The following is a 12,365-nucleotide window of genomic DNA, read 5'->3' on the forward strand; positions in this document are numbered from 1 at the left end:
CGATGAGTAAGAGTCAAATTAACCGCGCTTTCATGTACCTGTTTCTCACGGCATTTTCGTTTATTTCACTGTTTCCTTTTTATTGGATGGTGGTATCGAGCACAAACACCACAACCGAGATCAATAAGGGCAAATTTACCTTTGGTGATCAGTTGCTTGCCAATATTACGCGCTTAAGTGAACAGGTAGATCTGGGGCTTATTTTCTGGAACACCAGCAAAATTGCCATTATCAGTACTATTGTTACCTTACTGATCTCTTCAATGGCAGGGTATGGTTTTGAAGTGTACAAAAGTAAGTTGCGTGACCGTGTTTACGGCGCATTGTTGCTGACCATGATGATCCCGTTTGCAGCGTTAATGATTCCGCTATTTACACTCATGGCGAAAGCACAACTGTTGGATACCCATGCTGCCGTGATGTTGCCAACGATTGCATCGGTCTTCATCGTTTTCTACTTCCGTCAATGTACAAAAGCCTTTCCGCATGAGCTGATTGATGCAGCCCGAGTCGACGGCGTAAAAGATTGGAAAATCTACCTGTTTGTTTATATCCCAGTGATGAAAACCACTTATGCCGCAGCGTTTATTATCGTATTCATGGCATCTTGGAATGCGTTCTTGTGGCCGTTGATCGTGCTGCAATCTGCCGAATTAAAAACAATTAACCTCGTTTTATCATCTTTATCGTCTGCCTATTTCCCTGATTTCGGAATCATCATGGTAGGAACCGTTATTGCGACGCTTCCGACTTTGGCTGTGTTTTTCGCAATGCAGAAGCAATTCGTTGCAGGTATGACAGGTTCGGTGAAATAAGTCTGGAATAATAAAAATGAGAACATTTGAACAAATTATTAGTGCTCGCGAATGGGAAAATCAGCATGTAACACATCACAATGTGCTTGCTGCTCATGCGCCGCTTAAAGCTTACGCAAATAAAGAAGCCGCATTAACAAAACAAGATTCTGAGAATCAGCTATCACTGAACGGTGAGTGGAAATTCAAGCTTTTTGACCGCCCTGAAAACGTTTTAGCCATGTCGGTTGAAGCTGAGTTTGATGATTCAAGCTGGGACAACATTACTGTTCCAAGCAACTGGCAGCTACAAGGTTACGATAAACCCATTTACACCAATGTGAAGTATCCGTTTGCTGATACACCTCCTTATGTACCAGAGGAAAACCCAACGGGTTTGTATCGCCTAAACTTTAACGTGCCAAAACACTTCGCAGGTAAGCGTCAAACCATTACGTTTGATGGTGTTAACTCTGCATTCCATCTTTGGTGTAACGGCAAGTGGGTAGGGTTCTCGCAAGATAGCCGCCTTGCTGCTGAATTCGATTTGACGGATTTCTTAGTGGAAGGTGAGAACCAACTTTCAGCAATGGTGATTCGTTGGTCTGACGGTTCTTATTTAGAAGACCAAGACATGTGGTGGTTAAGCGGTATTTTCCGTAATGTCACGCTATTAGCTAAACCGCAGATCTCCATTCAAGATGTGCAAATTTTAACTCCGCTAGATGCGTGTTATCGCGATGGTTGGCTGAATGTAACAACCAGCATTAGCGAGAAAAATGCAGCGAACCGTGTTGAAGTTGAGCTTTTTGATGCACAAGGCAACTCAGTGTTTGGCGTGAAATCTGCAAACTGTGGGCAACGCATCATTGACGAAAAAGGGCCTTGGCTAGAGCGAGCAGAGCACAATATCTACGTTGAGAATCCCCATAAGTGGAGCGCTGAGTCACCGTACTTATATCGCTGCGTTGTCACTTTATTTAATGGTGACGAGCAACTTGATTGCGAAGCTTATAATGTGGGTTTCCGCAGTGTAGAAATTACCGATGGTCTACTTAAAGTGAACGGAAAAGCGATTCTGGTTCGAGGTGCTAACCGCCATGAACATCATCCAGAAACCGGTCATACCATGAGCCGCGAAACTATGCTGCAAGATATCAAATTGCTTAAGCAGCATAATTTTAACGCAGTTCGTACCGCTCATTATCCGAATGATCCGTTATGGCATGAGCTATGTGACGAATACGGTTTGTACCTGGTTGATGAAGCGAATATTGAAACACACGGTCAGTTCCCGATGTGTCGCCTTTCTGATGACACCACTTGGCTAAATGCGTACATGCGCCGTATTACCCGCTTGGTTGAACGTGATAAAAACCATCCGTCGGTGATCATTTGGTCACTAGGAAACGAATCGGGTATTGGTGGCAACCACCATGCTATGTATCAGTGGACAAAACTTCGTGATCCTTCACGGCCGATTCAGTACGAAGGTGGCGGTTCAAATACAGCAGCGACCGATATCATTGTGCCTATGTATTCTCGTGTCGATAAGGACCAATTACATCGCATCGACCCAACGGTAACACCGAAATACGCATTGAAAAAATGGTTAGGCTTACCGGGTGAACATCGCCCACTGATCCTGTGTGAATATGCACATGCTATGGGTAACAGCTTGGGTAGTTTCAACAAATACTGGCAAGCTTTCCGTGATTATCCGCGTCTGCAAGGTGGTTTCATTTGGGACTGGGTTGACCAAGGCATTACGAAAACCGATGAAAACGGCACTAAATACTGGGCATACGGTGGCGATTTTGGCGATGAGATCAACGACCGTCAATTCTGTATTAATGGTTTGATTTTTCCTGACCGCACTGTGCATCCAACTGTTTTAGAAGCGAAACACGCACAACAGTTCTACCAATTTAAACTGCTAGGTACTGAGCCATTAATCATTAAAGTGACCAGCGAAAACCTCTTTACCTGTTCTGAGAATGAACAGCTATCGTGGACGATCACAGAAAACGGCGTAGTCATTGAAAGTGGTGAAATGCCGCTGGTTGTTGATGCTGAGCAGTCTATTCAGTTGCAACTTACTAAGGCGTTACCAGAAGCTAAGATCGATAAGTTATACCATTTGAATCTACAGGTTAGTTTGATCGGTGATACAGCGTGGGCACAGGCGGGTCATACTACGGCTACTCATCAATTTGAATTGCCGTCTGCATCATCACTGGCATTAAAGAAAGCAAAACCAAGAGGTGTTTTGACTTCATCAATGTTTGCGGATAACGGAATGATAAGCGGTGAAAACTTTTCTATACGTTTCAACAAAGAAACTGGTGTGATTGATAGCTGGATTGTGGGTGGTGAAGAGAAGTTAGTTTCTGGACCAAAAGATAACTTTTATCGCGCACCGTTGGATAACGATATCGGTGTCAGTGAAATTGACCGTGTTGACCCTAATGCTTGGTCTGCGCGTTGGGATGCAGCAGGCATTCATCAGCTTGATGTGGAATGTGTTGAGTTACAACTGTTTGATAAACCGAATACAGTCGAAGTCGTCACTCAGTTTGTGCACAAAAATGCGCAAGGTGTATTGATGGCAACGGCTTGGAATTACCACATATACGCCGACGGAATGGTATCGATTGATGTCGACGCTCGCGTCGCGAAAAGCGCACCACCGTTGGCTCGTGTAGGGATGGAACTGACATTACCGCAGAAACAACAATCGGTAGAGTGGTTTGGCCGCGGTCCACATGAGAACTACCCAGACCGTTTGGATTCAGCACATATTGGTCGCTACACTGCTAACCAAGATGAGATGCACACAGGATACATCTTCCCATCAGACAGCGGATTACGTTGCGATGTGAAAGATGCGCAAATTGGAGAGCTTAGTGTACAAGGTGACTTCCATTTATCCGTTAGCCGTTTTGCTCAAGAGAATGTAGCTCAAGCGAGACACACCAACGAACTGAAAGACAGTGGCAACCTGTTTGTGCGAATTGATGGATTCCACATGGGTGTTGGTGGTGATGATTCATGGACACCAAGCGTACACGACGAGTTTAAACTCGACCGCGAACGTTACCGTTACCAAGTTGAATTGAAGTTTTAATCAGATGCCGTCTGTGCTGGCAATTGGGTCGCCAGCACATTATCGGTAGAGAGCGATTTCATCGCTCTCTAGAGAAGCAGATTTAAGGATGTAAAGATGGCAAATATTAATCTTTCCAATGTTGTTAAACGCTATGGCGAACATACGGTGATTCATGGTGTTGATCTTGAGATTAAACACGGTGAATTCGTTGTGTTTGTTGGTCCATCTGGCTGTGGCAAATCGACATTATTACGCCTAATTGCAGGCTTGGAAGATATCACCGACGGTGTGTTATGTATAGATGATGAAGTGGTGAACCATGTCGACCCAGCAGAGCGTGGCATTGCGATGGTGTTTCAGTCGTATGCGCTTTATCCACACCTAACGGTGGAAGAAAACATGGGCTTTGGCATGAAAATGAACGGCTTTCCCAAAGCGGAAATTAAACAACGAGTGAATGCAGCCGCAAAGGCGTTGCAACTTGACCATTTGATGGATCGTAAACCGAAAGACATGTCCGGTGGGCAACGCCAACGTGTTGCGATTGGTCGGGCGATTGTACGTAACCCTAAAGTGTTTCTGTTTGATGAACCATTATCCAACCTTGATGCAGAACTGCGTGTAGACATGCGTTTGCAGATCTCCAGTCTTCACCGCGAACTTGCAACAACTATGATTTATGTCACTCACGATCAGGTTGAAGCGATGACGTTGGCAGACAAAATCGTAGTGTTAAGAGATGGACGTATCGAACAAGTCGGCTCTCCGCTTGAGCTTTATAACCGCCCAGCAAACGAGTTTGTGGCGGGCTTTATAGGTTCACCAAAAATGAATATGCTACCTGCAAAAGTGACGCATATTGGTGAAGCAGGTGCAATACTTAAACTGCCTGACGGTCAATCGATCACTCTTAATATCGACCTATCTAAAATAACACTAGGCGATAAACTGACATTCGGTCTTCGTCCTGAGCATTTATCTGTCGGTGGGGAAGGTGACTATAACCTTCATTTCAAAACAGACGCAGTAGAGCGACTTGGCAACAGTACTTATTTGTTCGGCGTGGTTGGTGGTTACGAAAACTACAAGGTTCACTTGTCAGGCGATGTAGCAGTAAAACGTGGTGAAGAAATCGAACTCACTTTTAACAAAGCAAATTGTCACGTGTTCAAAGATACAGTGTGTATCTCTAATCTTTAGTCGTTAACCTTCAATCGCTAAATTCAGTGGCGGATGCGGTTAAACGTTCCGCCATTTTCATAGCCCGAGATTGGATAAAGGGCTTTTGACCCCGCCAGCACCACGATTAATGACGTGAGTGTATATTTGGGTTGTTTTTACGTCAGAGTGCCCAAGTTGTTCTTGTACCGTGCGAATATCACTACCAGACTCAAGCAAGTGAGTTGCAAATGAGTGTCTTAATGTATGGCAAGTTATTGTCTTATGAGTATCCATTTTTCTGGATGCCTGCCTAATGATTTTTTGTAATGAACTCTCATGAAGATGGTGTCGATACCAGTTATTATCTGCACCAAATTGGCTAAGGTGTAACGAAGGAAATAAAAACTGCCAATCTAGGCTTTTGGGGGCGTTTGGGTATTTTTCTGCAAGACGGAAGGGGAGGCTCGTACCTGAATACTCCGGTGTATTTGAGTCTTGTTGATGAATCAAGCGTACTTTAGCTATTTGGTTATATAAAGAGCTATGAAGTTCTTCAGCCAGGGTGACGACTCTATTTTTCCCTCCTTTGCTTTGCCAAATGCGTATGGCACCATAATCGAAATCTATATCTTTGACTCTAAGGCGGACTGTCTCCATTAAACGTAACCCTGATCCATACATTAATTGAAAAGGTAGGCGTGATTGTACGGGGATCAGTCTCAACAGTTGTACTACTTCTCGTTGCGTTAATACAACCGGTAGTTTTTTGTTTTTCGTCGATTTTTGAAATCGCATGTCCAAATCAAGTGGTTTTGCCAGAAAATCTCGATATAGAAAGACAAGTGCGTTTAATGCAAGAGCTTGTGTAGCGACGGAAACATTAAGTTGGACAACCAGATGAGTTAAGAATGCTTCAACGTCATCTTTACCTAGCAAATTTGGGTGCTGGTTACTATTAAAGCGAATAAATTGAACAACCCAGTAACGGTATGTTTGTACAGTGGTTTTTGCATAATGGCGAGCAAGCATAAATTGAGTTAACTCATTTAAAAATGGTGACTTCATTCTGGTGCCTTAGAAGTTGAGCAGTATTATTTGATATGTAAACTAGCATGCGGGGAAATTAACAGGAGTAACACCTCATTTTGCGATGTGATGTGATTAAAATAATGCAAAACTCATTGTTTTTGATTAAGTTAATTGATTATATGTTATGACGCATAGAAAGTTATATGGAACATGGTTTGTGGAATAGTTCCGTATAAGAACTGTTATAACACAGAATCAGCACCTTGCTCAAAACACTTAATTGAACTATTATTTGTACGTAATTTTGTACTAATTGGAGTTCAATATGAGCCGTATTCATTTCGATCAAGATATCCAGCCTTTATCTGAGTTTCGCGCAGGTGTCGCTTCTTACATCAAACAGATTAACGAGACTCGTCGTCCATTGGTTATTACGCAGCGTGGCAAAGGTGTAGCTGTTGTTCTTGATGTTGCTGAGTATGAAGCAATGCAGGAAAAAATCGAACTATTGGAAGAAATGCGTACAGCTGAAGCTCAATTAGCTTCAGGTCTTGGTGTTTCTAATGAAGATGCTCGTGCTCGAGTAATAGGGCGCATAAAGAAATGAAAGTAGTTTGGTCTCCTTTAGCTCTTCAAAAGCTTGGTGATGCAGCAGAGTTTATTTCTTTGGACAATTCTGTAGCGGCTGAGAAATGGGTAAATGAAGTTTTCGATAAAACCCACTTACTTGGAAGTATGCCAGAAATGGGACGCTTTGTTCCTGAATTACCAAATACTAATTATCGTGAAATCATTTTTGGTCACTATCGCATTATTTATAGCTTATCAGTCGAAATTAGGGTTTTAACTGTTCGTAATTGTCGTCAGATGTTGACAGAAGATGACGTGTAAATATTTGTTATAACAAGCGTTTTAAGACGGATTCGCAACGCTCGGCGGTTTTGGTTTGATTCGGCTTTTGTGTTTACGGTGTAATAATTAAGTTTTGTGGTAGTGTTGCTCACCACTTAAGCGGGCGTTAGCTGCTCTAGTGACCTATACGTTCAATTAACTGTACAAGTGTAATTGTGGGAACTATACTTGTTCTATAAAATGTACATGTGGAGGTTCTATGAGAATCGTATCTTTTACAGAAGCTAGAAATAGCTTAAAAGCAGTATTAGACGGTGTTGTTAATGATGCCGATACAACAGTTATTACGCGCAGAGATTCAGAAGATGCAGTTGTTATGTCATTGGACTATTACAATAGCCTAATGGAAACAGTGCATCTACTTCGCTCTCCTGAAAATGCGGAGCACCTTAATCGTTCAATTGCACAGTATCGTGCTGGTCAAACAACAGCCCGAGAGCTAATAGATGAGTAGTAGCCAACGTTTATTATCTTGGACTGATGAAGCATGGGGCGATTACCTATATTGGCAAACCCAAGATAAAAAAACGCTAAAACGTATTAATAAACTCATCAATGATGTAAAACGTTCACCATTTGAAGGAATTGGTAAACCAGAGCCATTAAAAGAGAACTTAGCGGGCTTTTGGTCACGTCGTATTGATGACACAAATCGCTTAGTTTATGCAGTCGATAATCAAGCTATCACGATAATTTCATGCCGTTATCACTACTAACTTTAACTTCAGCGACCGGCAGCTAACAAACAACTCAACGGGACAAAAACACGCGGCATTTTGGGTTCGGTTTGGTTCTGAGGTTCCGGCTGGTTCGGTTGGGTGAATAGGTTTGGTTTTTGCCCTTTAGTTTAGCGTTAGCCGTCTCCACAACCACTAGCCAACGTTAAAGTTGCAAAGTGAGTAAAAAGGGTATAGGTTTTACTCATGTTGAAATTTGAATTTGATGAAAACAAAAGCAGGTCAAACTTTGAAAAACATGGAATCGATTTCTATACAGCTCAAGGTTTGTGGAATGATTCTGATCTTATCGAGATCCCTGCAAATACAACTGATGAACCTAGGTATTTAGTCATCGGTATGTTAAATGGCAAGCACTGGTCTGGCGTTATTACATATCGTGGGTTAAACATTAGGATCATTTCGGTCAGACGTTCACGAAAATCGGAGGTGAACTTATATGAAAGCGCATGAGTTTGATGCCAAGTTTGAAAGTGACGATGACATTTTAGGTGATCTAGATTTATCTAAAGTTAAGCATCCTATGCAAAAACAGAAGCGGGTAAACGTTGACTTTCCAGCATGGATGTTAGAGTCGTTAGACCGTGAAGCTAGCCGAGTAGGTGTTACACGACAGTCGATCATTAAGATTTGGTTAGCTGAAAGGCTTGAAAATGTAGCTCATCACCATGCTTCAAACTAAACGGCTAACAAAGCATTTAAGAGTGATTCCCAACGCATGGTATTTTTCATTCCATCGTTGGGTTTCGTGTTTATGGCACAATTGTTTAGTGTCGTGGTAGAGTTGCTCACACCTTAATACGGCGTTAGCACTAATTGGTGTTGCCATGAATATTTGTTCGTCTAGAATATCTTTTTTAATCTTCATCATGTAAAAGTTGTGAAACGAAAATTAACTAAAGCGCAAAGAGAGCTAAAGCGGCAAAGTCGACTTGAGCGCAAGAAGAGATTTAAAACGATACTAATTAATGGTAAGCAAGTTCGTATAAAGCGAGACCCCGAAGTTGAAGGGCTTTCAATCAACGAATTTTTATCTCGAAATGATCCATTTTATTGTGTCAGTGATGAGTATCTAGGGGAAGCAGATTTCTTGAACAGCTCCGATGATGACATCCCTGACTTGTGGGAATAGTGCTAACAAAGCGTTTAAGGCAGATTCACAACGCGTGGCATTTTGGGTTTTAATCGGCTTTAGTGGCTACGGCACAATAGGTTAGGTTCAGTGGTAGTGTTGCTCACTACTTAATGCGGCGTTATAGCTCATGTCAGAATCACCGCTCCAAAAATCATAGCCACGTTAATCACGTATGGTTTTGCTATCTGTACGTTACTTGCGTATACTTTGCGTATGAAAAGTGTATTTGTCGAATCAACCATATTTGAAAAGTACCGTAATGAATATCTCAGCGATGATGAGTTTAGGCTTTTTCAAGCTGAGCTAATGTCTAACCCGAAGCAGGGTGACGTGATTCAAGGTACAGGTGGTTTGCGGAAGATTCGAGTTGCAAGTAAAGGTAAGGGCAAGCGTGGTGGCTCTCGCGTTATCTATTACTTCCTCGATGAAAAGCGTCGTTTCTACTTGCTGACTATTTACGGCAAGAATGAAATATCCGACTTAACAGCAGACCAAAAGAAACAACTAAAGGCTTTTATGGAGGCGTGGCGTAATGAGCAATCGTGATCTATTTGTAGAGTTAAGTTCAGCACTTGTTGAGGCTAAAGAGCATTCAGAGGGTAAGCGTACGCTTAAAACTCATCAAGTTAACGACATCAGTGAGTTAAATATCTCCCCTGATGAAATCGTGAGTATTAGAAAGCAGTTTAATATGTCTCGTGGTGTGTTTGCTCGTTTGTTGCACACATCGTCTCGTACGTTAGAGAACTGGGAGCAAGGGCGTAGCGCACCAAATGGACAAGCAGTAACCCTTCTAAAGTTGGTTCAGCATCATCCAGAAACTCTGTCGCACATAGCTGAGCTATAACAAAGCATTTAAGTGTGATTCCCAACGCATGGCGTTTTTCATTCCATCGTTGGGTTTTGTGTTTACGGTGGTACGGTTAAGTTTCGTGGTAGCGTTGTTCACCATTTAAGCGGGCGTTATATTTTTCTCACATTCCGTATGTTTTCCGTACAAATTGAATGAGTTTTAAGGGTGTACTATACTCTCTTAAGTTACGGAATAGATCTGTACGTAGGAGGGGCTATGGCAACGGCACGTTTAGATATCCGCCTTGATGAAGAGATCAAGGCAAAAGCCGAAAAAGCATCGGCTTTACTTGGTTTAAAAAGTCTCACTGAATATGTAGTGAGACTTATGGACGAAGATGCGACTCATGTTATCGAGCAGCATGAAAGTATTATGATTAAAGACAGTGTTTTTGACGAGTTTATGGCTGCGTGCAATAAAGCAAAAGCACCGAATCAAGCTTTGCTTGAAGCTGCCAAATTTACAGATGAGAGTGGTATTAAGTGAGTTGTGGCAAAGAGTTCGTAGAACTTAGTAAATCAAAGCATGATCGCAACTCATTTGATTGTGGTGAGCAAGAGCTCAACACATTTATCAAAACTCAAGCTGCAAAGCACATGCAAGCAGGTATTAGCCGAACAATGGTTTTACCTAGTGCTCAACCACTGTTAAATCAAAAATTCGCTATTTGTGCTTTCTATAGTGTTGCACCGAGTTCAATCAGCCGAGAAACATTACCAACACAACTAGCAAAGAAACTCCCTAGGTATCCAATCCCTGTTTTTCTTTTGGCTCAATTAGCTGTGCACAAAGAGTTTCATGGCTCTGGGCTCGGAAAGGTTAGTCTAATTCGAGCATTGAAGTACTTGTGGGAAGTGAATCACCATATGAGAGCATACGCAATAGTTGTTGACTGTCTTACAGATTCCGCTCAAGCGTTCTATACAAAGTTCGGCTTTGAAGTGCTGTGCGAACATAATGGGCGTATTCGTATGTTCTTACCAATGAAAACGGTAGAACAGCTTTTTAATTAATAGGCTACGAATATAACAAAGCATTCAAGAGGGGTTCACAACGCTTGACAGTTTTAGTTTGAATTAGCTTAAGTGTTTACGGCACAATGTGTGGGTCGGGTGGTTAGCGTTGCTCACCCCTTAATAGGACGTTATGTGCCGAAAATTGGATTCACATCCATGCTTTTGTGGAGGATGCGGATAATCTCAATAGTTTGGCTGCCGATCTGACGATAAAATATTACGTGACTTCCTTGTGGAAATTTTCTGTAGCCATCGCGAATTTCCTCACAGGCTTTACCGATGTCAGGATTTTCGGCTAACAGCCAAAATGAGTCATCAAACTGTTTTAGATAAATATTTCGCTGTTCACGACCCCAACGTCGAGAGGTAAACAAGGCTATATCTCTTAAATCAGATTTCGCCTTGTTAGTTAACTGAAATGGTCTCATTTTCTCTCTTCGCTATCTAACTCATTGATAAACGAATCAAGGTCATAATCCGCAACTCCACTTTCTTCACCTTCAACAAGCAATTGGCGTAAAGTGTTCATTTTAGTTTCTTGGGTTTCAAGTAAACGTAAAGCGGAACGAATCACTTCACTTGCAGAGCCGTAGCGACCGCTTTGGATTTGGTTAGCAATAAAGCCATCAAAATGGTCACCTAAAGTAATACTAGTGTTCTTAGCCATGACATAGTCCTCAATACCAACAGATACCTAATTATGGTACTAGTTAAGCTTGAATGCAAGGCGCATAACAAAACGCTTAAGGCAGATTCGCAGCGTGTGGCATTTTCAGTTTAGTGTTTACAGCACAATAGGTTAGGTTCAGTGGTAGCGTTGCTCACCACTTAAGCTGGCGTTATATGCCAGTAATCAAAAAGTCGATAGCAGCGATAATTTCGTTTCTGAATTTACTTAATTGATTCACCTTTTCACCTAAGATCTTTGTGGGAACACTAGCCATTTGATGAGTCAAAATGATGAAATCACCTTCGTCAATATGGATGACGGGGCACAGATGGCTTGGTGCTTTCTTTTCTAATAATTCGACAGGAATTAGCGGGATAACTAGTCGAGTATTTAATGTATTAAGTAGCTCACTTTGAACGTCAACAAAATAAGGGTATGCGTTGGATGTGCTTTTATCGTTGTTTTTGTACAGTGCAAATTGTGACATTAGAATACTCGATAAGAATCAGAGAATAGTCCGTGGGTTTCGGCTAGCTCATTGCAAGCGCTAATTGCATCTGCATTTTGTTCTAACCACTCAGCTTTGAGTCGCTGACTTACTTCTTTTTCCAGAGCTTTTTCCATAGTTGCTGAAAGATTTATGTTTAATCGTTTGGCCTCAGCTAGCAACTCACTGTTCAAACTTAAGTTTGCCGCTTTTTTTGGGGTTTGTGTACTATATGTGTTTCTCATAATGATAACCTATGCGTATTTTTTTTGCGCATTAAGTATAGGCTTAGTATAAGCACATAACAAGGCGCTTAGCTTAGCGTTATATTTTTAATCAACTTTCGAGCTGAAATCATGGATGCAAAAAGTAGAATCTATCTAGACCAGTATCTTAATTCTTTACCAGATAAAGCGGCAGAAAAGGTTCGGTTTGTTTTGGAATTACGGCTGGTCAGATTGG

18 protein-coding genes are annotated in these 12,365 nt (G+C 41.9%); 13 read left to right on the plus strand and 5 right to left on the minus strand.

What is annotated here, in order from left to right:
• Positions 1-2 precede the first annotated feature (2 nt).
• From ACK5MF_RS10215 to ACK5MF_RS10225, 3 genes are all read left to right on the plus strand, one after another.
• A complete protein-coding gene (locus tag ACK5MF_RS10215) occupies positions 3-815 on the plus strand; it encodes a carbohydrate ABC transporter permease (RefSeq protein ID WP_416921859.1) in 813 nt (270 codons plus the stop codon).
• 16 nt (positions 816-831) lie between these two features.
• The gene (locus tag ACK5MF_RS10220) at positions 832-3,921 is read left to right on the plus strand and encodes a beta-galactosidase (RefSeq protein ID WP_416921861.1); all 3,090 of its coding nucleotides are present in this window, start codon (positions 832-834) and stop codon (positions 3,919-3,921) included.
• A 96-nt stretch (positions 3,922-4,017) separates the two neighbouring features.
• Positions 4,018-5,103 carry an ABC transporter ATP-binding protein gene (locus ACK5MF_RS10225; protein WP_416921863.1) on the plus strand — a complete coding sequence of 362 codons (1,086 nt, stop codon included), beginning with the start codon at positions 4,018-4,020 and terminating at the stop codon, positions 5,101-5,103.
• Positions 5,104-5,160: 57 nt separating this feature from the next.
• Here ACK5MF_RS10225 and ACK5MF_RS10230 read toward each other — a convergent pair whose 3' ends face one another.
• Positions 5,161-6,129, minus strand: a complete 969-nt coding sequence (locus tag ACK5MF_RS10230) for an integron integrase (protein WP_416921865.1) — start codon at positions 6,127-6,129, stop codon at positions 5,161-5,163.
• Positions 6,130-6,418: 289 nt separating this feature from the next.
• Between ACK5MF_RS10230 and ACK5MF_RS10235 the strand changes: the two genes are divergently transcribed.
• From ACK5MF_RS10235 to ACK5MF_RS10280, 10 genes are all read left to right on the plus strand, one after another.
• Complete coding sequence (locus tag ACK5MF_RS10235) at positions 6,419-6,700, plus strand: type II toxin-antitoxin system Phd/YefM family antitoxin (RefSeq protein ID WP_416921867.1); 282 nt, start codon at positions 6,419-6,421, stop codon at positions 6,698-6,700.
• Positions 6,697-6,984, plus strand: a complete 288-nt coding sequence (locus ACK5MF_RS10240) for a type II toxin-antitoxin system RelE/ParE family toxin (protein ID WP_416921870.1) — start codon at positions 6,697-6,699, stop codon at positions 6,982-6,984. The genes ACK5MF_RS10235 and ACK5MF_RS10240 overlap by 4 nt, the downstream gene beginning before the upstream one ends.
• 220 nt (positions 6,985-7,204) lie before the next feature.
• Entirely contained in the window at positions 7,205-7,459 is a 255-nt protein-coding gene (locus ACK5MF_RS10245) for a type II toxin-antitoxin system Phd/YefM family antitoxin (RefSeq protein WP_416921872.1), read from the plus strand.
• Positions 7,452-7,721: a Txe/YoeB family addiction module toxin gene (locus ACK5MF_RS10250; RefSeq protein ID WP_416921874.1), complete on the plus strand. Its 270-nt coding sequence runs from the start codon at positions 7,452-7,454 to the stop codon at positions 7,719-7,721. The genes ACK5MF_RS10245 and ACK5MF_RS10250 overlap by 8 nt, the downstream gene beginning before the upstream one ends.
• Positions 7,722-7,928: 207 nt before the next feature.
• Positions 7,929-8,195, plus strand: a complete 267-nt coding sequence (locus tag ACK5MF_RS10255) for a BrnT family toxin (RefSeq protein ID WP_416921876.1) — start codon at positions 7,929-7,931, stop codon at positions 8,193-8,195.
• Positions 8,182-8,424, plus strand: a complete 243-nt coding sequence (gene brnA / locus ACK5MF_RS10260; RefSeq protein ID WP_416921879.1) for a type II toxin-antitoxin system BrnA family antitoxin — start codon at positions 8,182-8,184, stop codon at positions 8,422-8,424. Before ACK5MF_RS10255 ends, brnA begins: the two co-directional genes overlap by 14 nt.
• A gap of 666 nt (positions 8,425-9,090) precedes the next feature.
• Positions 9,091-9,423 (plus strand): type II toxin-antitoxin system RelE/ParE family toxin, encoded by a 333-nt coding sequence (locus ACK5MF_RS10265; protein ID WP_399424942.1) that lies wholly within the window; start codon positions 9,091-9,093, stop codon positions 9,421-9,423.
• Positions 9,410-9,724 carry a helix-turn-helix domain-containing protein gene (locus ACK5MF_RS10270; RefSeq protein WP_416921881.1) on the plus strand — a complete coding sequence of 105 codons (315 nt, stop codon included), beginning with the start codon at positions 9,410-9,412 and terminating at the stop codon, positions 9,722-9,724. Before ACK5MF_RS10265 ends, ACK5MF_RS10270 begins: the two co-directional genes overlap by 14 nt.
• A 222-nt stretch (positions 9,725-9,946) precedes the next feature.
• The gene (locus ACK5MF_RS10275; RefSeq protein ID WP_416921883.1) at positions 9,947-10,216 is read left to right on the plus strand and encodes a DUF1778 domain-containing protein; all 270 of its coding nucleotides are present in this window, start codon (positions 9,947-9,949) and stop codon (positions 10,214-10,216) included.
• Positions 10,213-10,743 (plus strand): GNAT family N-acetyltransferase, encoded by a 531-nt coding sequence (locus ACK5MF_RS10280; protein ID WP_416921885.1) that lies wholly within the window; start codon positions 10,213-10,215, stop codon positions 10,741-10,743. Before ACK5MF_RS10275 ends, ACK5MF_RS10280 begins: the two co-directional genes overlap by 4 nt.
• Before the next feature lie 131 nt (positions 10,744-10,874).
• Here the strand turns inward: ACK5MF_RS10280 and ACK5MF_RS10285 are convergent, their stop codons facing one another.
• The 4 genes from ACK5MF_RS10285 to ACK5MF_RS10300 all read right to left on the minus strand — a co-directional run bounded on the left by ACK5MF_RS10285 (position 10,875) and on the right by ACK5MF_RS10300 (position 12,148).
• Positions 10,875-11,174 carry a type II toxin-antitoxin system RelE/ParE family toxin gene (locus ACK5MF_RS10285; RefSeq protein WP_416921887.1) on the minus strand — a complete coding sequence of 100 codons (300 nt, stop codon included), beginning with the start codon at positions 11,172-11,174 and terminating at the stop codon, positions 10,875-10,877.
• Positions 11,171-11,413, minus strand: coding sequence for a type II toxin-antitoxin system ParD family antitoxin (locus tag ACK5MF_RS10290; protein ID WP_011080384.1), 243 nt, complete (start codon positions 11,411-11,413; stop codon positions 11,171-11,173). The genes ACK5MF_RS10285 and ACK5MF_RS10290 overlap by 4 nt, the downstream gene beginning before the upstream one ends.
• 172 nt (positions 11,414-11,585) lie before the next feature.
• A complete protein-coding gene (locus ACK5MF_RS10295; RefSeq protein ID WP_416921891.1) occupies positions 11,586-11,903 on the minus strand; it encodes a CcdB family protein in 318 nt (105 codons plus the stop codon).
• Positions 11,903-12,148, minus strand: a complete 246-nt coding sequence (locus ACK5MF_RS10300; protein ID WP_416921893.1) for a type II toxin-antitoxin system CcdA family antitoxin — start codon at positions 12,146-12,148, stop codon at positions 11,903-11,905. Before ACK5MF_RS10300 ends, ACK5MF_RS10295 begins: the two co-directional genes overlap by 1 nt.
• Positions 12,149-12,365: the final 217 nt, after the last annotated feature.

Source organism: Vibrio sp., from assembly GCF_047973365.1.
Taxonomy (GTDB): domain Bacteria; phylum Pseudomonadota; class Gammaproteobacteria; order Enterobacterales; family Vibrionaceae; genus Vibrio.